At 41.3% G+C, this 23,042-nt stretch carries 13 protein-coding genes; 9 read left to right on the top strand and 4 right to left on the bottom strand.

Annotated elements, in window-relative coordinates; genetic code table 11:
* Positions 1 to 19: 19 nt before the first annotated feature.
* Positions 20 to 817 (top strand): Rpn family recombination-promoting nuclease/putative transposase, encoded by a 798-nt coding sequence (locus VF06_RS20600; protein WP_099067288.1) that lies wholly within the window; start codon positions 20 to 22, stop codon positions 815 to 817.
* Between the two features lie 112 nt (positions 818 to 929).
* Here the strand turns inward: VF06_RS20600 and hmpF are convergent, their stop codons facing one another.
* Positions 930 to 2,690 (bottom strand): pilus motility taxis protein HmpF, encoded by a 1,761-nt coding sequence (gene hmpF / locus VF06_RS20595; protein ID WP_099067287.1) that lies wholly within the window; start codon positions 2,688 to 2,690, stop codon positions 930 to 932.
* Between the two features lie 677 nt (positions 2,691 to 3,367).
* Here hmpF and VF06_RS20590 point away from each other — a divergent pair.
* The 5 genes from VF06_RS20590 (at position 3,368) to VF06_RS20570 (ending at position 14,696) form a co-directional block, all read left to right on the top strand.
* Positions 3,368 to 4,543, top strand: coding sequence for a response regulator (locus VF06_RS20590; protein WP_099067286.1), 1,176 nt, complete (start codon positions 3,368 to 3,370; stop codon positions 4,541 to 4,543).
* A 285-nt stretch (positions 4,544 to 4,828) separates the two neighbouring features.
* Entirely contained in the window at positions 4,829 to 5,194 is a 366-nt protein-coding gene (locus VF06_RS20585) for a response regulator transcription factor (protein ID WP_012412195.1), read from the top strand.
* 13 nt (positions 5,195 to 5,207) lie between these two features.
* Positions 5,208 to 5,738, top strand: a complete 531-nt coding sequence (locus tag VF06_RS20580) for a chemotaxis protein CheW (RefSeq protein ID WP_099067285.1) — start codon at positions 5,208 to 5,210, stop codon at positions 5,736 to 5,738.
* Positions 5,739 to 5,752: 14 nt separating this feature from the next.
* Positions 5,753 to 8,695 (top strand): methyl-accepting chemotaxis protein, encoded by a 2,943-nt coding sequence (locus tag VF06_RS20575; protein WP_099067306.1) that lies wholly within the window; start codon positions 5,753 to 5,755, stop codon positions 8,693 to 8,695.
* Positions 8,696 to 8,870: 175 nt separating this feature from the next.
* Entirely contained in the window at positions 8,871 to 14,696 is a 5,826-nt protein-coding gene (locus VF06_RS20570; RefSeq protein ID WP_099067284.1) for a hybrid sensor histidine kinase/response regulator, read from the top strand.
* 607 nt (positions 14,697 to 15,303) lie between these two features.
* Here the strand turns inward: VF06_RS20570 and VF06_RS20565 are convergent.
* Entirely contained in the window at positions 15,304 to 15,882 is a 579-nt protein-coding gene (locus VF06_RS20565) for a Uma2 family endonuclease (RefSeq protein WP_099067283.1), read from the bottom strand.
* Positions 15,883 to 16,288: 406 nt separating this feature from the next.
* Here VF06_RS20565 and VF06_RS20560 point away from each other — a divergent pair, with 406 nt between their 5' ends.
* Entirely contained in the window at positions 16,289 to 18,355 is a 2,067-nt protein-coding gene (locus VF06_RS20560) for a prolyl oligopeptidase family serine peptidase (RefSeq protein WP_099067282.1), read from the top strand.
* 198 nt (positions 18,356 to 18,553) lie between these two features.
* Complete coding sequence (locus VF06_RS20555) at positions 18,554 to 19,030, top strand: Uma2 family endonuclease (RefSeq protein WP_099067281.1); 477 nt, start codon at positions 18,554 to 18,556, stop codon at positions 19,028 to 19,030.
* Positions 19,031 to 19,045: 15 nt separating this feature from the next.
* On the opposite strand, the gene VF06_RS20550 is transcribed toward VF06_RS20555, so the two are convergent.
* Entirely contained in the window at positions 19,046 to 19,300 is a 255-nt protein-coding gene (locus tag VF06_RS20550) for a YlcI/YnfO family protein (protein WP_099067305.1), read from the bottom strand.
* 31 nt (positions 19,301 to 19,331) lie between these two features.
* Positions 19,332 to 19,886: a GNAT family N-acetyltransferase gene (locus tag VF06_RS20545; RefSeq protein ID WP_099067280.1), complete on the bottom strand. Its 555-nt coding sequence runs from the start codon at positions 19,884 to 19,886 to the stop codon at positions 19,332 to 19,334.
* Between the two features lie 340 nt (positions 19,887 to 20,226).
* On the opposite strand from VF06_RS20545, the gene VF06_RS20540 reads away from it, so the two are divergent.
* Entirely contained in the window at positions 20,227 to 23,025 is a 2,799-nt protein-coding gene (locus tag VF06_RS20540; protein ID WP_244918085.1) for a M16 family metallopeptidase, read from the top strand.
* Positions 23,026 to 23,042: the final 17 nt, after the last annotated feature.

The raw sequence follows: 23,042 nt of genomic DNA, 5'->3' as shown, positions 1-23,042 counted from the left end.
TTCTTTTTGGATTTTATTAGTGAAACGTGACTCAATTTATTACCAACTTTTTAAACGCTTTCCTGGATTGCTTTTTGAACTGATAGATTACCGTCCTGAGCAGGCAAAGAACTATCGATTTGAGTCCGTTGAGGTGAAAGAAACAGCCTTTCGCATTGATGGGGTCTTTTTACCTCCAGATGGTGCAACATCCAGAATTATCTTTTTTGCAGAAGTTCAATTTCAGAAGGACGAAGCTCTTTATCATCGCTTCTTTACTGAGTCAATGATGTATTTGAACCGGAATCAGTCTCAATATGACGACTGGTATTGTGTGGTAATTTTTCCGTCACGCAATTTGGAACCAAGCGATACCAGAACTCATCGAATATTTTTAAACAGCGACCAAGTGCAGCGTATTTATTTGGATGAGTTAGGCAGTTTTAATCAGCAGCCAATAGGCATCAATTTAATGCAGTTGACAATCGCCTCAGAGAAAGCGATCGCACAACAAGCAAAGCAATTAATTCAGCGGGTACAATTAGAGTCAACAGACGCACTGCCGAAAAACGAAATCATAGATATTATTACCACAATTGCTGTTTATAAGTTTTCGACCTTGAGTAGAGAGGAAGTAGAAGCTATGCTGGGATTGACTTTACAGGAAACAAGAGTTTACCAAGAAGCAAAAGCTGAGGGTCGGGAAGAACGGGAAGCTGAAATACTGAAAGTTACCGTCCCCCTGTTACTAAAAACAGGGATGAGTGTAGAAGAGATTGCTCAACAACTCAATGTTGATGTAGCAGCTGTCAGGCTTGCTGCACAGCAGAATGCCTAGTCACTCGCCTTGAACTAAAGTTCAAGGCTAATAGCTCAAGTTATTCTTAGGAATTTCCAAATAAAAAAATCTCTCACTGTTCAGTGTCAACCGCGAACAGTCAACTGACTTTTCAAGAAGCTAACAATTCTGGTTGAGATATCAAACTTTGGAGAGTTTGGCGGATCTGAGTAATGGCCTGTAACTGATGCTCGCCAGTTTCCTGGAATTTATCTAAAGATTCTCCAATTCCTTGGAGCTTTTGCCGTAAACTATCTAGACAATCTTGAATTGGTTGTAGTGCTTCTTCATAAAGATTGACTCGACCACGACATTGAGCTGTTGCTGTTCTCAGAGACAACAAGTTTTCCTCGATCGCTTTGAGTTCTTGCTGCTTCTCCTCTAAATCGTGGGTTTGATTGTCAATCATTCCTTGAGCTAAATCGATACCAGCACGCATCTGCTCAATTTCACGTTCTAATTTTTGGATTTCCTGTGAATGTTGTTGTCTCTGGGTTTCAATTCGTAACAGAATTGGCTCTAAATTAATTTGATTACCTTCTTTTTCGTCAGCAACAGTATGTCCTTGTCGCCGTAGCAATATATTTTGATGTTGTTTGAGAAAGTTCTGCCGCTGTATCATATTACGGCGTTGTCCCACTAAACTGGAATTTAACATCTGATAGTGGTCGTTTTCATCCCTGAGTTCCAGTTCTAAATTGATGTGGTCTTGGTCAGATGCTTGGTTTAATTTATTTTGCAGTTCTTCTATAGTTTCTTGCTTATATTTCAGTTCTTGTTCTTGTTCGTGAACAAAACTTGCATCTATTTGTAATTTATACTCTAAGTCTTGGACTATCTTTTGTAGTTCATCTAAAGGCATTTTCTGTAAAGCTTCTACATCAACTGGCTGGCCGAGAACCACATCACCAGATGTTGCAGCTAAAGTGTGAATTTGCTGATATAAATCTTCTTGATTGCGTAACTGTTCTTTTAGTATTTGAATATACTCTTGTTTGCTCTTAAGCTCTGCTGTACTGATTTGCAATTGCGCTGTTTGCTGGACTAGGGAATTTTGTCCTTGTTGCCATGCATTTTGGCGATCGCTAAATATTTGTGACAAACGCTCAACTTCTTCATGTTGTTGAACAATAGCAGTTTTTTGTTGCTGGAGTTGTTCCCAGTGGGGACTTAGAATAGCTTGCTGCTTTTCTATCAATTCAAAACCAACATCAAGGTGTTGTTTTACTGTTTCTGTGGGAACAACGCGACTTGATAAGCGATTGAGTAACTCACTCATCGCCCGACTTTGTTCCTCATCCAAAACTGTCCCTTGTTTGAAATCTGCTTGACGCTCTTCTAAGCGACGTTGCTCGCCCCGCAAATGCTCCCAAGCACCTTCCAATTCCTGACGGTTGCGCTCAATTTCCCCTTGTAAGCGTTCAATGTCGCTACGAGATGTATCAACTTCTTGTTTTTGCTGCTCCAATTGTTGCAACTCATCTTCCATGTTTTGCAACTGTTCTAAGCGTGCTTCCATTTCCATTTCACGCCGATTCAACTCTTGCGCCTGAAACGTCAGCGACTGTTTCCACTGATCGATTTCATCTTCCTTGAGCTTAAATTTTTCCAATTGGCGAGAAAAATTCTGCAAAATATTCACTAGCGGCCGCCCTGCTTCTTGAATCCGTTGTACTTGACGATTCGGATTCAGTTCAGCCAGCACTAAAGCGCCATCATTTAATTTGCTTGCTTCCTCAGCAGCAATCACTTCTTCCGACACAGTACTCCAATTCTGGTCAGTTCGCTGACAAGCTAGTAGTTTCAGTTCGGTTTTACCACCACCACTGAGTAAACCACCTTTCTGTTTTTGTACTTCTGCTAAATACAGCACACTGTTAGTCCTTATTGATGCACTTAAAGTTCGTGTTTTGGGATATACCTGAAATAATTCTGTTTAGTTGTCTCACTTAACCAAAGTCGAGGAGGGCAAAACAGACAAAAAAACTATTTATAAACGCGAGATGTTACGTCTTGATACTTAAAGAAGTCCAAAAAATAGATTATTCCAGTTAATGCTTTGACTGTTGACAGTTAACAGTCAACAATCTTCTATGGAATATTTTTTTACTTGGAAGTCCCTTATAGAAGCGACTTGACCGCGCCTTTATATTTTGTACTGATGACAGTGATGATGACTTCCGTGTTAACACTAACTTTGTCTAAATGTATTACGAAAGATTAAGGTTTATAGCTGTGTCGATTTTAGATTTGAGATTTTAGATTTGAGATTAAAAATTACCTCAGTACTCCTTAACTACGGAACGCCACACCTAGCTTGCTTCCACGAAGTGTTACAAACAAGCTATATGCTTCGATGTCAGTGGATCGAAGTCTCCTGAAGTCCGAAAACCCTTCCACTACAGTAGCTCCTTTACAAATCCAAGTCCCCACCCAAAGCGATCTATTTCAATCCACAATCCAAAATCTAAAACCCAAAATCCAAAATTGATTGACATACACAACTCAGAAACGACGTAAACGCCACCATCAGGAGTATTTTTTAACTCAATGCAGGGAAATTTAAATGAAATTGATATTTGCAGTATTTTGCAACTAATTGAGTTGGGACAACGAACTGGGCAACTATGGGTAGAAGCTCATAGCTACTACCATAACCACAAATCTGCTACAGACAAAGCTAGTAAATATCTTCTCAAACAACAGTCTTGGTTCGTTTTTTTCCTCAATGGTCAAATCATCTATTGTCAACAAGGAGAAAGTAGTTTATCGAGGATTAGCGATTATTTACGTCATTACCGAGTTGAGATGCGACTTGCTGACAAACAAATTGCTTCTCTCTCATCAACTGACGCACCAGAATATGCGTATATTTGGGCACTCTTGGAACAAAATATCATCAGCCCCAAAATAGCTGCTAGCATTATCCAGGGTTTGGTACATGAAACCCTATTTGACCTACTGAGCTTACATCAAGGTAACTTCATTTTCCGTCAAGGTACGGCACTTGCCCCGCAACTAAATACTTTTGATATTGCTCCCTTTGTAACCAAAATTACCAAGCAAGTGCAAGAGTGGAAGCAACTTTATCCACACATTCAGTCTCCAGAACAATTACTGGTATTATCTGACAAAGTTCACACACACTCGTCACTACCAGCAGCAACCGTCAATAAGCTACAACATTGGGCTGATGGTAAAAGCTCCCTGCGTCAACTGGCTCGTTATCTCAACAGAGACATTTTGACAGTGGCTAAGGCAATATATCCATACGTACAACAAAGTTGGCTTCAGTTAGTATATTCAGCGAGTAACCAACCGGAGATTCACATAGAAAATTCAGACTTGAATCAAAAAAGCAGAGGGCGGATAGTATGTATTGACGATGCGATCGCCATCGGTGAGACTATAAATTCCATCCTACAAGCACAAGGTTATGAAGCGATCGTTCTGACTAATCCTTTAGAGGCAATAAGTCTGGTTTTTCAACTTCAACCGGATTTAATTTTATGTGATATTGCCATGTCGGAATTGGAAGGATACGAAGTTTGCGCCATGCTGCGACACTCAACAGCATTTCGGCTGACACCGATTGTCATGCTTACTGGTAAAGATGGATTTATCGATCGAGTCAAAGCTAGCATGGTCGGCGCAACAGATTATTTAACAAAGCCATTTACAGACAATGAATTACTTATGGTTGTAGGGAAATATATCAATAACTGATGAAAATGGGCATTGGGTATGGGGTACAAGAATTTTAGATTTTAGATTTTGGATTGAACAATCTAAAATCTAAAATCCAAAATCCAAAATATAAAAAGATCGAAGACTTGTGGATCTACTAAAAGATGAGGTAAAAGATGTTATCACAGAATGAGCCAACCCAGTGAAACCTCAATATCCAGGAAATTAGTGAAAAGCTAAATTTAATTTATACAGTTAATACTTGCGGGGGAATCAGGGAATGTTCCAAATAGGAACGTTACATCAGGAGGTAGATAGACACTTATGAGTACAGTTCTGATTGTCGAAGACAGTATCGCGCAAAGGGAGATGATCACAGACCTCCTGAAAGCAACTGGACTAACAGTCACCCATGCCAGTGACGGATTAGAAGCATTGGAGGCAATTCAAGTAGCACCTCCGGATTTAGTGGTGTTGGATATTGTCATGCCCCGAATGAACGGCTACGAAGTTTGTCGGCGGTTAAAATCCGATCCCAAAACCCAAAATGTCCCTGTGGTTATGTGTTCTTCCAAAGGCGAAGAATTCGATCGCTATTGGGGAATGAAACAAGGTGCAGACGCCTACATTGCCAAACCCTTTCAACCAACAGAGTTGGTAGGAACAGTCAAACAACTGCTGCGAGGATAAGGATAAAAGCAATATGGTCAGCAAACCGGACTTTTTAAGTGGCAGCGGTCAAGATCATTTTCGACCAGAATTACAAGTAGAAAGTCCTGAAGGTGAGTTACATCTGAGGTTTTACATTCCCTCGCATCAGGAGTTTGCACTACAAGCAACTGGCATTCGGGAAGTAATCGAACTAAGTCCTGATAGAATCACCCCGATTCCTAATGCTTCTCCTTTACTTTTGGGTACTCTAAATTTACGAGGTCGAGTTATTTGGGTGGCTGATTTGGGTCAATTTTTAGGTGAACCAAGTGCATTAAACACTGATAAAGCTGAAATTCCAGTAATTGCCATTGAAGAACAAGACACAATAGTGGGTTTAGCAGTGGAGGAAATCGGTGGTATGGACTGGCTGGATGTCCAAAATCTCATGCCACCAAATAGTGTTCCAGATACTATGGCTCCTTTTTTACGTGGCGAGTGGGTATTAGGTGCTAAAAATAATCAGTGTCTACGACTGCTCGATCAAACGGCTATATTACGGAGTGCGCGATGGGCAGGATGAAATTGGAGGAGGAAATGTCAGCAAGTATTGACGATCGCGAGCCAACATATCAACAGGCGATGACCGCCTATGTTCAAAGGAATTATGACGTTGCTGCCACTTTAGTTGACCAAGTGGTGCAAAGTTTACCAGATGACCCAAACTCCCATTTATTAAGGGGTCACATCTACTATGTTTTGCAGCAGTACGATGTTGCAAAACAAGAATATCAACATGTATTAGACTTGACTAACGACCCAGAAATTATTGGTTTTGCCAATAATGGAATTGAAAATATTAATCAATATCTAGAGTCGTTTGGGGGCCAGCTTGATACATCCGCTAGACAAGAACAAATCAATTCTCTAGAGATGTCCGATGCCCTGGCATATAGCGAAGAACAATTGGAAGATTTGTCTGCTAGTGAAGAATTTGACAGCCAAAATCTGGATTTAAACTTTTTTGGTGATGCTCAACAAAGTGTGAATACAGTTGAAGATAATTCTTCCAACAATCCATTCGATATACCCACAGAAGGCACCGTTGCCACAGAAGATATATCAGATTCTTCTATAACTTTTGGCGAAGACCCTTTTGCTTTAAATGAAGAATTAGCAGCACAAGAGGCAAATAGCGACAGCGACAAGGAAGAAACAGAATTAGATTTACCTGCTTTTTGGGAAGAAGATAGCTTCCAACAAGGTCTCGAAGAATCATTAGTGAATAATCATTTTACAGAAAATGAAATAAATTCTACTAACGAAAATTTAGCGATTAACGATCGTCACTACTCCTCAAACTCTACCTCAAATATTAGTACCGATAACAATAATTTTGCTGAGTTTTTGAGCGATTCCCAACCGGAAGATTCTAGTATTGATAGTTTAGAACTCGAACAGCCTCATTTTGCAGATGAAACTGTATTGATTGCTGACAAACAACCGAACAATCGGCTGACAACCAATAACTTAGAATATAATACTCAAGATAATTCATCAAACCACAAATCAAACAATTCGTTGGCACAAAGAGATTTAGACACAGAATCAAAAGCCCCACCAAATTTTTCTGATAATTATTCATCTGGAGAAGATAATTTTATTGCAGATAAAAAGCAGTTTAAATCACTTGAATTCTTAGATAAAAACAGCTTTGATGACGATGAAAGTTTTGATATCCAGGCCTTTGAGTCTGCCTTTGGTTCAGAAAGCTTTGACTCGGATGAAGAGTCAAACAATATAATGAATCGAGAAAATTCTAAGAGCAATATAGAATTTTTAGATGACTTTGAGGAATTTGATGATTTAGGCAATATTCCAGGTTTTGACCTCATTGAAGGAGATGCTGATTTTGTTGATGTGGCAATGCATTCTGCCACAGCAGAAACCGGTAATACTGGACGCGCTCAAATCTTGGATGCTTTTCCAAGTACTACAGCAGATCGGGAAGAGGAACTATTTACCATCACTGGTTCCCACGAACCAGTTCCAGCCTTTACCCAACCGGAGGTCTCCAAGGCAGAACCCAGTGTCAGCGTCGAGCAAGGCTGGTTAGCACCATTAGAAAATGCTCCCATCCAAAGAAAACAATGGTTAATTGCTGGAACTGTGGGTATTGCCTCAGCACTAGTTGTAGCCACAGTCAGCTTTGTAGCCACAACCTTTTCTGTTCCCCAACAAAGAGAAAGCGTGCGGAATACAGGTTGGGCAATGGCACTAGCAGCTGGGCTGACTGGTTTTGCCACCGCAGGTTTCATGGGAAATCTTACACTCAAGCAAATTCGGCGTACAACCAAGGATTTGCAAGCTCAGTTTGATGCTGTAAGTCAGGGAAATCTGAATGCTCAAGCCACGGTGTATTCGGAAGATGAATTGGGGCATTTAGCCAGTGGCTTTAATGAAATGGCGCGAATTATTTTCACCACCACAAATGAAGCCCAACGCAAAGCCGACGAACAAGAGGAAGCCAAGGAAAATCTCCAACGCCAGGTGATTCGGTTGTTGGACGATGTGGAAGGAGCTGCTAGAGGCGATTTAACGGTGCAAGCTGAAGTCACAGCAGACGTACTGGGAGCCGTAGCTGACGCCTTTAACCTGACAATTCAAAACCTGCGGGATATCGTCCAACAGGTAAAAGTGGCAGCCAAGGAAGTGACAAAAGGTGCAACCAACTCCGAAACCTTTGCTAGAGCCTTGTCTAGTGATGCTTTGCGCCAAGCAGAAGAATTGGCTGTAACGCTGAATTCTGTACAGGTAATGACCGACTCGATTCAGCGGGTAGCAGAGGCGGCGCGGGAAGCTGAAACCGTCGCCCGCGATGCCAGCACCATCGCTCTCAAGGGTGGCGAAGCAGTAGAAAATACTGTGGCAGGGATTTTGGAAATTCGCGAAACTGTTGCCGAAACAACTCGCAAAGTGAAGCGGCTGGCGGAATCTTCCCAAGAAATTTCTAAAATTGTGGCGTTGATTTCTCAGATTGCTTCCAGAACAAACCTACTAGCACTCAACGCCAGTATTGAAGCGGCAAGGGCGGGAGAAGCCGGACGCGGGTTTGCAATTGTAGCAGATGAAGTGCGCCAGTTAGCAGACAAATCTGCTAAATCCTTGAAGGAAATTGAACAAATTGTGATGCAAATCCAAAGCGAAACAGGCTCCGTAATGACTGCGATGGAAGAAGGCACACAACAAGTAATTAAAGGCACAAAACTGGCAGAAGAAGCCAAGCGATCGCTAGAAAATATCATTCAAGTGGCAAATCGCATCGATATATTAGTGCGTTCTATTACTAGCGATACTGTGGAACAAACGGAGACATCCCGCGCCGTCGCCCATGTAATGCAATCAGTAGAACTTACAGCCCAAGAAACATCCCAAGAAGCACAGCGAGTTTCTGGTGCCCTACAACACCTGGTAGGTGTATCCCGCGACTTAATCGCCTCCGTGGAACGTTTCCGAGTGGAAACCCTTGAAAGTAGGTAAAAAAGTTAGGAGTTAGGAGTGAGGAGTTAAAAATAAAAACTATAACTTGGAATCAAGTTAGGAGTCAGGAGTTAAAAATAAAAATCACAACTCACAACTCATAACTCACAACTCACAACTCATAACTCATAACTCATAACTCATAACTCACAACTCACAACTCATAACTTTTGCTATGCTGCCGGAACAACAACAGCGGATTTTGGGTTACTTTATTGAAGAAGCCAGGGATCACCTGAATACAATTGAACAGGGGTTGCTGAATCTAGAGAGTACCCTTAACGACCCGGAAATGATTAGCGAAGTCTTCCGGGCGGCTCACTCCATCAAAGGAGGAGCAGCAATGCTTGGATTGACTAGCATCCAGCATACCTCCCACCGTCTGGAAGATTGTTTCAAAGTTCTTAAAGAACATCCGGTTCAGGTTGACGAAAAGTTAGAGTCTTTATTCCTTGGTGTATCTGATACCCTGAAAGCGCTGTTAGAACATTTGAGCGGCCCTTATGGTCTTTCTGAAGAAACAGCTAATACATTGATGTCAGAAACCGAACCTGTGTTTCAGTGGCTCAATGAGCATCTAGAACAACTTGTAGAACAAGGAAATAGTGGAGCAGCTGGTTCATCTGCAAGGGAACAAGGAAGTTCTGTAGAGAATGTTTCCACACTGACAGAACTTTTCCTGCGGCGAGATATTCCTAATTTGACAGAAGAAGGGCATCAGGAATCAGAAATATCTTTTGCTGTAGCACCACAAGAAGTTTTATCTACCGCCAGCAGCAAAGAAAACCGTGATTGGAGTGACTTTCAAACCCAAGTGCTACAAACACTGCGGGAAATGTTGCAACTATTCAAGCAGACAACAACATCTTCAACTCGGCAAAATCTCCAGGAATGCTGTCATCAGTTAGTTAAACTTGGTGAAAGTTGGAATTTATCCAACTGGTGTAGTTTGTGTCAAGCTGCGGCTAATGCGATCGCTAATCCCGAAAATACCTACCTGACTTTAGCAAAAATCGTCATCACCGAAATCAAGCAAGCCCAAGAATTAGTTCTCCAAGGTAAAGAAGCTGAAATTGCAATTAGCGAACAACTAAAAGCACTGTTGACCTTTGCAGAAATTGAGTTGTCAGAAATTACTTCTGATTTAGTGAGCGAACAGTCTCCAGCAAAGTCAAACGCTCAAGAAACTGAGGACGCCCAAGAATTTATCACTAATTTCTCTGAGCCAATTGAACAACTGAATGTAGAAGAATTACAACAAACATCACCAAATCATGGAATTGAGACTAGCTTTAGTTTCACTCCACATGAGGAAGTACATCCAATCAGTAAGAATCTTGACCCCAACGGCCCAGAGGTAGGGATAGCCGAGTTAAATACCCTTGCTGATTTATTTGAAGGCGAGACTCCTGATTTAGACGAACCTTGGCATCAAGAAGAAACTTTAGAAATTACTTCTACCGATGAATTGGGAATTAATTTCAACAACAATGAACCGGAAGATTCTGATGGTGACTTATCAGATTTACTTTCATTTGATGAGGATACCAGTAATGAGCAGCAGACTACAACCACTGCTAAAACAGAAGATTTATCGTTGTTATTTGGTGACAATTTCCTAGACAAAGAAAATTCTGAACTGCGAAATCAACAAATACCTGTTACGAATCTAGAGTTGAGTGATATCAATGAACTAGATTTTAATTTAGATGCAGATTCGGAAGCTATTTTATCAGAATTGACGGAACAAAAAAATCCAGACATTGTTCCAAATACTATTGATGATGATAACGATGTAGTTGCAGATTTATTATCACTGACACTAGACGAACCTGAACTATTGATACCAGGGGAAGTAACTCAACCTGAAAATGATACTTTTGCAAGTATAGAACTATCCAGCAACCAAGATAACACTTTTAATAACTTATTTTTAGAAACTGAAAATAAAAATTGGGTAGAAGAAATTACCCCCAATGACTATGTAGAATTGTCTCAAACAACAGATTTATCTTTAGATAATTTATTTGGTGAGCCAGGAGAACATCCAGTAACACCAAATAACGATTCTGAAATTGGTGATTTATTCGATATAACCTCAATAGATACATCTGAGTTTTCTCCAGTAGAAGATGATTTGAGTAACTTCTGGAGCCAGGAAAATACAGAAGAAAAATCACAAGCAGAACTGGAATATTTGGTTGAAACAAATTTAGAAAATTTATTAGAAGAAAATTTATTTACTGCTAGTAATGATGATATTTTTATTGATAATCAAAATTCCCAATCTGCTGCTATAGATGATTTTGATATAGAAGATTTTCATCTGGATTTAACATTATCATCAGAAGTCGGTGATGATTTATTTGAAGAATCAAAATTAATTAATTCAACTATTCTCCCTGAAATTAACGAAGTAGGAATACTAGAAGAATCAGCCCCGTTGTTTGCATCGGATTCCAGAGACGAGGAAATTCACAGTTCATTGCAACAGCCAGAAACTGTTGATTTCATTCCAGAGTTTACTAATCAGTTGTCAGAGATATCTGCTGTTGATGCTACTCAAAAATCTTCAGATTTAGAACCATTGGAGGAAAATTCCCAACTGCTGTTTGAGGATGTAGCCGTTGATGATTCCACCTACATTCAAATGGAAACTCCAGATGATGTAGTGGCTGAACTCTCAACTCCAGAATTATCCCCAGGACAAACAGATGATTTGTTCGGCTCCTTTGAAGAAAATCCCCAACTACTGTTTGAGGATGTAGCCGTTGATGATTCCACCTACATTCAAATGGAAACTCCAGATGATGTAGTGGCTGAACTCTCAACTCCAGAATTATCCCCAGGACAAACAGATGATTTGTTCGGCTCCTTTGCAGAAAATCCCCAACTACTGTTTGAGGATGTAGCCGTTGATGATTCCACCTACATTCAAATGGAAACTCCAGATGATGTAGTGGCTGAACTCTCAACTCCAGAATTATCCCCAGGACAAACAGATGATTTGTTCGGCTCCTTTGCAGAAAATCCCCAACTGCTGTTTGAGGATGTAGCCGTTGATGATTCCACTTACATTCAAATGGAAACTCCAGATAATGTAGTGGCTGAACTCTCAACTCCAGAATTATCCCCAGGACAAACAGATGATTTGTTCGGCTCCTTTGAAGAAAATCCCCAACTGCTGTTTGAGGATGTAGCCGTTGATGATTCCACTTACATTCAAATGGAAACTCCAGATAATGTAGTGGCTGAACTCTCAACTCCAGAATTATCCCCAGGACAAACAGATGATTTGTTCGGCTCCTTTGCAGAAAATCCCCAACTGCTGTTTGAGGATGTAGTCGTTGATGATTCCACCTACATGCAAATGGAAACTACAGATGATGTGGTGGCTGAACTCTCAACTTTAGAAAATTCAACTTTATTCGACATCGGCTCAGAAGTTTTAGATACTGAAAATAATAATTTAGAAACTACCGTTGAATTTGCAGAAAACAAAAATTTAGAAAATCCAGAAATCGGTTTTATAAATGATTTATTAGCATCAGCAGAAAATCTAGCAACCAATGAATTAACAAAAACAATTATTTCTGAAACTGGAGAAACAGATAGCAACCGAGAAGCGAATTTATTAAATTTAGCAAAGACATCTGAAGCTGCACCAGTGTTAGAGTCAGAAAATGCTGTTGCCGTAACTGAAGAATTGATACAAACACAAACGGTTGAAGAAGTTACTTCAGAAGATGAATTTGCCAACTTGGAAGCATTATTAGGAGAGAAAATAGCACCTCTTGAGAAAACTCAGGAAATGCCAGAAGTGGATTTTGCTGCCCTAGAAGAATTGCTAGGTACAGATAATAATCAAGGGGCTGTATCTAGGGATGTCTCCGACAAACTACGCCAACACCAGCCCTTAACTCAACCAGTCCCAGCAAAAACTCCGCCTCCAGCACCAAGGGTAGATGAATTTAGCGATTTAGAAAAGTTGCTGGCAGAAGCAGATCAAACCATATCACACTCAGCACTAACAAAACCCAACACCACTAAAACTCCACGTCCCTCTACTCGTCGTACTGCCAGATTTGAAGAAACCATGAAAGTTCCAGTTAAGCAACTGGATGATATGAGCAATTTAGTTGGGGAGTTGGTGGTAAATCGCAACACCTTAGAGCAGGATCACGAACGGTTGCGACAATCATTGGATAACTTGTTAATTCAGGTGCAACAACTCTCGGATGTGGGAGCGAGGATGCAAGAGTTATATGAGCGATCGCTTTTGGAAGCTTCTTTGTTAGCCGGACGCAAAGCCAAAGAATCTGGTGTCAATTCCCAAGACTCTAATTCCGACAGAGGTTTTAGCGAGCTAGAAATGGATCGCTTTACTCCCTTCCACACACTCTCCCAGCAGATGATTGAGCGCATTGTCCGAGTGCGTGAGTCTGCTAGTGACATTGATTTTGTCACCGAAGAAACCGAACGAGTCGCAAGGCAATTCCGCCAGGTAACCACCCAGCTACAAGAGGGACTCACAAGAGCGCGAATGGTGCCCTTTGCCCAAACTATCGATCGCTGGCGGCGGGGTGTGCGCGACAACGCCATCAAGTGTGGCAAACAAGTGGAGTTGGTAATTGAAGGTGGCGATACTTTAATTGACAAGATGATTTTAGATCATCTTAGCGATCCATTAACTCACATGCTCAATAATGCGATCGCTCACGGTATTGAAACCCCAGAACAAAGGCAAGCGGCTGGTAAACCACCTGTGGGAATTATTACTATCCGTGCCTTCCACCAAGGTAACCAAACTGTGATTTCTGTAGGGGATGACGGCGCAGGTATCGATCCCGCACGGGTTAAAGCCAAGGCAATCAAAATTGGTATGATTACGGAAGCTCAGGCAAAAACCATGTCTCGCCTGGAAGTCTACGACCTACTATTCCAGTCTGGTTTTAGCATCAAAGACCAGGCAGACGAAATTTCTGGTCGCGGTGTGGGTATGGATGTGGTGCGTTCTGCCATTAGCGAAATTCGCGGTACAGTGAACACCGATTCTGCAATTGGCAAGGGAACCACTTTCACAATTCGTTTGCCACTGACTTTGAGTATTTGTAAAGCTCTGTGTTGTGTCTCTGATAGAGCCAGAATCGCCTTCCCGATGGACGGGGTAGAAGATACCCTCGACATCCCAATGAAAAATATTCAGCATAACGCCAACGGACAATCGTTTATTTCTTGGCGCGATACCCTGCTACCATTCCGACCTTTAAAAGAACTCTTAACCTTTAATCGCCAAATTAGTCGCGGTAACGTGTATGGCGGTAACCGAGATGATGATATGGTTTCTGTGGTTGTGGTGCGATCGGCAAATACTCTAATTGCCCTACAAATTGATTTGGTGTTGAGCGAACAAGAAATCGTAATTAAGCAATTTGAAGGGCCAGCACCTAAACCCATTGGTGTAGCTGGAGCCACAGTTCTCGGTGATGGTCGGATTATGCCCATCGCTGACGTGTTAGAAATCATTGACATCTTCCAAGGACGAATTTCTACACAAATTGGTGGTAGTTCTTGGCAACAAAAAGCTAGTTCCACAGACACCCCAGCTACCAAGATTGACCCGACAGTGCTAATTGTTGATGACTCAATCACAGTGCGAGAATTACTGTCTCTGACCTTCAACAAAGCAGGTTATCGCGTAGAACAAGCGCGTGACGGTCAGGAAGCTTGGGATAAACTCCGCTCCGGTCTGCCTTGCGATATCGTATTTTGCGACATTGAAATGCCCCGTTGCGATGGTCTGGAGTTACTCTCTCGCATTCAGAAAGATTCCAACCTCAACCACCTACCCATTGCGATGCTCACTTCACGAGGTGCAGACAAGCACAGACAAATGGCAGTGCAACTAGGCGCAAGTGGCTACTTTACTAAGCCTTATCTTGAAGAAGCGCTACTAGAAGCCGCATCGCGGATGCTTAAAGGAGAGAAACTCGTTAGTTAAATCAGCCCTCTAGAGACGTTGCAGTGCAACGTCTCTACAACGGTAAATCAAGGGTTTTAGCGTCTAATCCACATAATGCGTAAATTCAGAAATCCATATATCTAGGAATGATACAAATCCAGGTAGGTGTAAGGGCGAACGGTTGTTCGCCCCTACAAGTTCTTGGGTGTGTATCAAGATTTTGCTAAATTGGTATTACTCGCTATTTTTAAGCTAGCTTTTATTTTCAAGCTCGTAATTCACAGTATTTACACGGTCTGAGGTTTTACTTTTTATCTCATATATAGTACAATTGTTCTAAAGGTGAAAATAGCACGTATCGCCCCGGCTTTTGACGGGGCTTTTTGTTTGAGAATAGACCTCTTGCTTTCATTAGACTTCTAAGAGAATTGGGGTAAAGGGTAAGGGGTAAAGGGCAAAGGGCAAATAAAAACCCTTTTCCCTTTAACCTTTTCCCTTTCCCCCCTCTTGCAAAAGTAACTTTTGTAAGAGGTCTATTGCTTTTTGCACTCTTGTGGGAAAAGGGATACATCTTTATTGGGGAAAGGGAAAATACCAAACCTTTCCCCGTTTCACCTTTTCCCGACTTCTCTTAGAAGTCTAATGATTATGTAAAAATTATTTGTAGATTTAAAATAAAACCAGGGAGAACATCTTCACCAGATAAACTTGTGGGAAATTGTAAAACTTCAGGTATTTGATTAGAACGATAAATTTCGACTTGTTTATCTTTAGGATTAATTAACCAACCCAATTGTAAGCCATTTGCTAAGTATTCTTGCATCTTAGTTCGAGTATCTTCTAGATCGTCAGTTTCAGAAATTAGTTCTACGGCAAAATCTGGACACAATGGGAGAAATTTTTTTCTTTGTTGTGGTGTGAGAGCATCCCATTTTTCTCTTCTTATCCACGAAGCATCAGGAGAGCGAGTTGCACCATTAGGAAGTTTAAAACCAGTGGAAGAATCGAAAGCTTTACCTAAATTATTTTTGCTATTCCAAAACCAAAGTTGTCCTAATAAATCAAAATTACGATTACCCGTTTCTCCTCCTGTGGGTGGCATGATTACTAGTTCTCCATGAGATGTTAATTCTAAACGTAAATCTTGGTTTACAGCAATAATCTGTTCAAATTCTTCATCTGTAAACTGGAGATTAGCTGGTAAGTTTAAAGTCAAAACAGTCACGTCGCTTGGCTCCGAATTCAAAATTCAAAACTTGTACTGAGCGCAGCCGAAGTACTCAAAATTCAAAATTCCAGATACCCATAAATAAATAATGGGGTTTGTATCTTTTTTGTTTTTGGTCAATTGCACAATCACTTCATTTGTCATTAGCAAAGAACGAAGGACTATGGCTCATGACGGGCTTAAGCAAATAATCTGCAACTTGGACGCACACTAGCTTAGTACAGCTTTGCATAAGATTGTAGCGAATTGCGGGTTGAAATTTAAACGTATAGGCGCTTCTTTTTTCCGTAGGGTAGGGGCGCAGAGAATTCGCTACGAATTCATGAAATGTTGTACCTAGTATATACTCCAAATCTGCAATGTATGTTTGTAATATGTAAAATAGTATTTTTAATCTGATATTATGTACTCTGAAAAACCCCTCACTTATCCATCCAGTCACAAGAGTAATCAAATCGATAGTTATCACGGTACTGTGGTTACAGATCCCTACCGTTGGTTAGAAAATCCTGATTCCCCAGAAACAAGGGCTTGGATTGAATCACAAAATCAAGTTACTTTTGGCTATTTGGGTGAAATTCCGGCTAGGGAAACAATTAAACAACGCCTGACGAAACTATGGGATTATGAAAAATATAGTATTCCTTTTAAAGAAGGCGAACAATACTTTTATTTTAAAAATGATGGGTTGCAAAATCAAAGTGTCCTCTACACGCTAAAATCTCTGGATGCTGAACCTAGAATTTTACTCGACCCGAATAAATTCTCAGAAGATGGTACTGTTGCGCTTTCGGGATTATCCATTAGCGAGGATGGTAAACTTTTAGCATACGGTATATCTACATCTGGTTCTGATTGGCAAGAGTGGAAAGTCCGTGATATTGAAACTGGAGAAGATTTACAAGACCATTTGAAATGGATTAAGTTTTCTGGTGCATCTTGGACACATGATGGTGAAGGTTTTTTCTATAGTCGCTACGATGAACCGAATGAAAAAACTCAATTAGAAGATGTTAATTTTTATCAAAAACTTTACTATCATCAATTAGGTAAACCCCAGTCAGAAGATACATTAATTTACCATCGCCCCGACCAAAAAGAATGGGGTTTTAGTGGCGGTGTCACTGAAGATGGACGCTATCTCATAATTTCTGTTTGGTCGGGAACTGATTCCAAAAATTTACTATTCTACAAAGATTTGACTAATCCCAATGCTGAAGTTGTAGAATTAATTAACGAATTTGAGGCAGATTACAGCTTTATTGATAATGATGGAAGCGTCTTTTATTTTCGCACAAATTTAAACGCTCCACGGGGAAGATTAATTGCCATTGATACCAAAAAGCCTGCACGAGAAGATTGGCAAGAAATTATTCCCCAGTCAGCAGAAACTTTGGAAAGTGTTAGCATTCTCAATAACCAATTGGTTGCTGATTATTTAAAAGATGCTCACAGCCAAATTAAAATTTTTGACCTTCAAGGTAAAATTATCCGGGAGGTAGAATTACCGGGACTTGGTTCGGTGGGTGGCTTTGGTGGTAAGCGTTACGATACTGAAACTTTTTATAATTTTACTAGCTTTACCATACCAGGGACTATTTATCGCTACGATATGGTAACTGGAAAAAGCGAGGTTTTCCGCGCACCAAAGGTAGATTTTAATCCTGATGATTACGAGACAAAACAAGTTTTTTATGATAGCAAAGATGGTACTAAAGTGCCAATGTTTATCACTCACAAAAAAGGCATTAAATTGGATGGGAATAACCCGACTTATCTTTATGCTTATGGTGGTTTTAATGCTTCCATGACACCTGGTTTTTCTGTGAGTTTGTTGGTGTGGATGGAGATTGGTGGTGTGTATGCAATGGCGAATTTACGCGGTGGTGGCGAGTATGGTGAAGAATGGCATGAAGCGGGAATGAAGGAGAAAAAACAGAATGTCTTCGATGATTTTATTGCCGCAGCTGAGTGGTTAATTGCTAACAAGTATACTAGAACTGATAAACTGGCGATCGCAGGTGGAAGTAACGGCGGTTTATTAGTGGGTGCTTGTATGACCCAGCGTCCCGATTTATTTGGTGCAGCTTTACCAGCAGTCGGCGTTATGGATATGTTGCGATTCCACAAATTTACCATCGGCTGGGCTTGGACTGCTGAATATGGTTCCCCAGATAATCCAGAAGAATTTCCTGCGTTGTATGCTTATTCACCATTGCACAATCTCAAACCAGACACAGCTTACCCTGCAACCTTGATAACCACAGCCGACCACGACGACCGCGTTGTCCCTGCTCATAGTTTCAAATTTGCCGCAGCTTTGCAAGCAAATCACACAGGTGATGCGCCAGTGCTAATTAGAATTGAAACTAAGGCAGGGCATGGAGCAGGTAAACCCACAGCTAAAATTATCGAGGAAGCCGCCGATAAATGGGCTTTTTTGGTGCGTACTTTAGATGTTGAAGTTTAAAAAAACATAATCCCAAAGGCGCAAAGTTTTTTCTTGGCGACTTTGCGCCGCCAGTTGCTACCTTGCGGGTTCTCCGAAGGAGTACAAGTCGGCACCGCCCAACGCACTGGTTCGCCTTTGCGTGAGATTTTATCTGTAACAAGTATTAATTAATAGTTCAGTTAAAATTAAATTAATCACTCTAGCTAAATATTAACTATGAGATGGGAAGAAGTTTGCGAGAACAAACAATTACAAGATTTACCCTTCAAAATCGAATTAAATAAATGGGGTCAAATCGTAATGAGTCCAGTAAAAATTAAACATTCTTTTTATCAAGGCAGAATCCAACGTTTATTAGAATCTTTATTGCATACAGGAGAAGTAATGCCAGAATGTGCTATTAACACATCAGACAGTGTGAAAGTTGCTGATGTTGTCTGGTGTTCAGAGGAACGTTTTACTCAAATTGAAAATGAAATATCAGCGTCTATTGCACCAGAAATTTGTGTAGAAGTTAAATCCAGTAGTAACACTTGGGAAGAAATGGAATTTAAAAAAAATTTGTATTTAGAAGCTCAAGCTGTGGAAGTATGGTTATGTAACGAACAAGGTGAAATGAAGTTTTATAACGAGCAAGGTGAATTAGAGCGATCGTTGTTAGTTCCTAACTTTCCTCAACAAATTAAACGGTAATTAAGGGATAAAACTTTAGTCACGTCGTCCTGCATCTTCTCTAAAATTGCGAATCAAATCTGTAGAGGCTGGTTGTATTCCTGTTTTGGCTTTGACAGTTTCGCTGCGGGCGATAATTCGTTGATGAGCAGCCCATCCCCGGCGGCGTCGCACCTCATTTTCTAAAGCCTCAACTATTAAATCATTAAATGATTCGTTGTCTTGCTTGAGTTTTCTGGCTTTGGCAAGGAGGTCAGATGGAAAACGGATTGTTAGAGTTTCGCGTTCCATAAGAATCAGTGTAACTAGTTTTTTGATAACTTCATTGTCGCCATTCACCGCGCAAAATAGCGAACCATAGTTCATCTACCCAGTCGCCTTTAAACCACAAACTTTTGATAAAGTGTCCTTCGCGCCTCATACCAACTCGCTTTAAAAGTTTAGCGGATGCGATGTTTGCACGATCGCAGTTTGCACGTACACGATGCAGTTTGTATTCTGTAAATAAATATTCGAGTAACTTGGTTACAGCCTCAGTTGCATAGCCTTTACCTTGGTGCGATCGCATTAGCGTGAAGCCAATTTCCGCCTGCCGTCCGTCATCAGCTAAAATGCAAAAGGCGCAGTCGCCAATCATTTCGCCTGTATCCTTCAGTTCAATGGCCACCTGATACCACTCGCCCAATACGCCTGGTGTTGACTGCTTCATTAATTGTATAAATTTCAACGCTTCAACTTCTGAGTAAGGTGTATCCCAACTTTGATACTTCGCCACTTGGGGATCGGAGCGATAGGATAAGAACGTCGCTATGTCGCTATCCTGAAATCCACGTAACACTAACCGTGGTGTTTCCAGCAGGATGGGAACTTGAGACATGAATTAGGATGAAATAATTACTAGTTTATAAAGCTCGAACGATAGGTAGAAAAATCTTTGGCAATAGGACGCTGATTTACTTCCTGGTTTTTGCTTACCGAAATCCAAAATTAAAAATTAGAGGTTGTTGAACTTTGTTAAAACTTGGTATTTCTTCTGAAAATGTTAGGACTTACGCAAAAACTCTCTGAAACTCTTACTTCTTTGTGTCCTACCCTGCGGGAAGCCGCTCCGCGTCTATGCGTCCTTTGCGGTTCGTTTTTCATAATTTTGCGTAAGTCCTGATTGTATTTTGTCAAGCACTCTTTATTTCCCACTGCTTATGAAGCGACGTGCATACATGCTTATTGGATTTTTTCTGAGTCTTCTCCTCACCTTGGTGCCGTTTTCGGGCAACTTTACCATTGCTGCAACACCAACAGCCACCGCACCCGTATCTGCACTCTCATTCACCCAAGGAGTGCAAAAAACGGTATTGGATAATGGTTTAACCGTACTAACCAAAGAAGTTCATACCGCTCCCGTGGTGAGCGTGCAGGTTTGGTATAAAGTCGGTTCCCGCAACGAAGTTAAGGGAGAAAATGGTATTTCCCACCAGCTAGAACATTTGATGTTTAAAGGTACAACCGACCGTCCAGTGCAGTTTGGACGGTTGTTTAGTGCCTTGGGTAGCCAATTCAATGCCTTTACCAGTTATGACGAAACAGCCTATTTTGGCACAGTGCAGCGAGACAGACTCGAAGCATTGCTGACACTAGAAGCCGATCGCATGAAAAATGCTTTAATTAATCCTGAGCAACTCACAAGTGAAAAGCGAGTAGTAATCTCTGAATTACAAGGCTACGAAAATTCACCTGAGTATCGTTTAAATCGGGAAGTCATGCGGAATGCTTTCCCCAGTCGAGCCTATGGTTTACCCGTGGGAGGTACAAAGGCTGATGTCGAGAAATTCACGGTGGAGCAGGTACGGAATTATTACCAAAAATACTACAGTCCAGAAAATTCCACCTTGGTGATTACCGGGGATTTTGCTACACAACCTGTGCTGAAAGTTGTGAAGGAAACTTTTGGTAAGGTATCGCCACAAGCAAAACAAGATGAGGTGCTTGATGGCGCAAGCAAAGCGCTGGATAATTTCTTGACATCTTCCTCTGTTGCTGATGCTTCCCCGGCTACTCCTGCTAATAAAAAAGCACCCATTGTCCTCAAGCAACCTGGAAGTGCAGCATTACTACAAGCACTGTATCCTCTCCCAGATATCAAGCATCCTGATGTGCCAGCAATTGACGTAATGGATGCTGTCCTCACAGGTGGACGTAGTTCTAAGCTTTACCAGGCTTTGGTAGAAACTGGACTCGCTAGTTCAGTTAGTGGTGGTGCTGTGGAACTCATCGAACCAGGTTGGTATCAAATTGATGCTACGGCGGCTCCTGGCCAAGAATTAAGCAAAATTGCCCAGGTACTTGAGGAAACTTTGACAAAATTCCAACAGCAGCCAGTTAGCCCAGAAGAGTTGAAGCGAGCTAAGACGCAACTCCAAGCCTCATATATATTGGGTAACCAGGACATCACCAGTCAGGCCAACCTACTAGGCTATAACCAAACTGTAGCCGGAGATTATCATTTTATTGAAAAGTATCTCGCTGCGATCGCTAAAGTCACCCCAGACCAGATACAAAAAGCAGCAAAAACTTACCTGAATCCCGCTAAACTAACCATCGGCTATTTTGAGCCGACCCAACCAGATGGTCAACCAGGAACTTCCAGCGCTGGTTCTGGGCGCACAGTGGAAAATTTCAGCCCTGGTAAACCAGTAGATCCCGCAGAACTAGCTAAATATCTGCCACCAGCTGAATCAACAACAGATTCCAAAAAACAATCGCTTCCAGAAGAGTTTACCTTGAATAATGGTTTGCGAGTTCTGTTATTGAGCGATCGCAATGTTCCAACCATTAATCTCAGCGGTCAAATTGATGCTGGTACTGAGTTTGACAGCAATCAAAAATCTGGATTAGCAAATCTAACTGCAATCAACTTAATGAATGGAACCCAGACCCAAAATGCTCTCACCCTTGCAAAAACCTTAGAAGACCAAGGAGTGGGTTTAAACTTCAGTGCTAGCCGCGAAGGCGTAAACATCACTGGTGAGGGCTTGTCAACAAACCTGCCTATATTAATTCAAACTCTGGCAGATGTCTTAAAAAATGCCACATTCCCCGCCGACCAGTTAGAACTCAGCCGCCAAAGGGCGCTAACAAGTCTCAAAGTCCAGTTAGATGACCCCAACGGTTTGGGAAGACGGGTATTTCAACAGGCAGTTTACCCCGAAAACCATCCATTCCACAGTTTCCCCACGGAAGAAAGTTTAAAAAGTATTACTCGTGATGATTTGCTTAGGTTCTATCAGACACATTACCGACCAGATACCACAACCATCGCCTTAGTGGGAGACTTCGATGCAGTGAAGGCAAAAGCATTGTTAAATCAAGAATTTGGTAAATGGGAAGCCACTGGAAAGCCACCTGTTCTGAAAGTTCCCTCAGTACCATTACCACAAACCTCGACACAATTAAACCAAGTAATTCCCGGTAAAGCTGAAGCTGTAACTTACATCGGTTACAACGGTATTTCTAGGAAAGACAAGCGTTTCTATGCAGCATTGGTGCTGAATCAAATTTTAGGTGGCGATACCTTATCGAGTCGCTTGGGTACGGAAGTGCGCGATCGCCAGGGTTTAACCTATGGTATTTACAGTGCTTTTGCTGCTGGAGTCAATCCCGGCCCCTTCTTGATTCAAATGCAGACTGCTCCCGGAGATGCCCAAAAAGCGATCGCCAGTACAGTTGCTTTACTCAAACAATTACGCGAACAAGGAGTAACTGAAGCTGAATTAAACACAGCAAAACGCTCAATTACTAACAGTTACCCTGTGGATTTAGCTAATCCAAGTAACGTATCTAGCATCATTTTAGATAATGCTGTCTTAGGACTTTCAAAAACAGAAATTCGAGAATTCCCCCAACAAATTCAAGCAGTTACTATGGCTCAAATCAAACAAGTAATTCAGGATTTAATTCAGCCACAAAATTTGGTAATTGTCACAGCTGGCCCTGGAGATTCTGTACCCAAGGGTAGCTAAAAAAACTTCAACTCGTT

Origin of the sequence: Nostoc linckia z4 (assembly GCF_002608075.1) — a bacterium.
Taxonomy (GTDB): domain Bacteria; phylum Cyanobacteriota; class Cyanobacteriia; order Cyanobacteriales; family Nostocaceae; genus Nostoc; species Nostoc linckia.
Note: the sequence above shows the minus strand (reverse complement) of the source record. Positions and strands in the feature narration are given on the sequence as shown.

Coding starts and splice junctions, on each gene's coding strand:
- VF06_RS20590 (WP_099067286.1), top strand. CDS start 3,368: ATGCAGGGAAATTTAAATGAAATTGATATTTGCAGTATTTTGCAACTA.
- VF06_RS20585 (WP_012412195.1), top strand. CDS start 4,829: ATGAGTACAGTTCTGATTGTCGAAGACAGTATCGCGCAAAGGGAGATG.
- VF06_RS20580 (WP_099067285.1), top strand. CDS start 5,208: ATGGTCAGCAAACCGGACTTTTTAAGTGGCAGCGGTCAAGATCATTTT.
- VF06_RS20575 (WP_099067306.1), top strand. CDS start 5,753: ATGTCAGCAAGTATTGACGATCGCGAGCCAACATATCAACAGGCGATG.
- VF06_RS20570 (WP_099067284.1), top strand. CDS start 8,871: ATGCTGCCGGAACAACAACAGCGGATTTTGGGTTACTTTATTGAAGAA.
- VF06_RS20560 (WP_099067282.1), top strand. CDS start 16,289: ATGTACTCTGAAAAACCCCTCACTTATCCATCCAGTCACAAGAGTAAT.
- VF06_RS20555 (WP_099067281.1), top strand. CDS start 18,554: ATGAGATGGGAAGAAGTTTGCGAGAACAAACAATTACAAGATTTACCC.
- VF06_RS20550 (WP_099067305.1), bottom strand. CDS start 19,300: ATGGAACGCGAAACTCTAACAATCCGTTTTCCATCTGACCTCCTTGCC.
- VF06_RS20545 (WP_099067280.1), bottom strand. CDS start 19,886: ATGTCTCAAGTTCCCATCCTGCTGGAAACACCACGGTTAGTGTTACGT.
- VF06_RS20540 (WP_244918085.1), top strand. CDS start 20,227: ATGCTTATTGGATTTTTTCTGAGTCTTCTCCTCACCTTGGTGCCGTTT.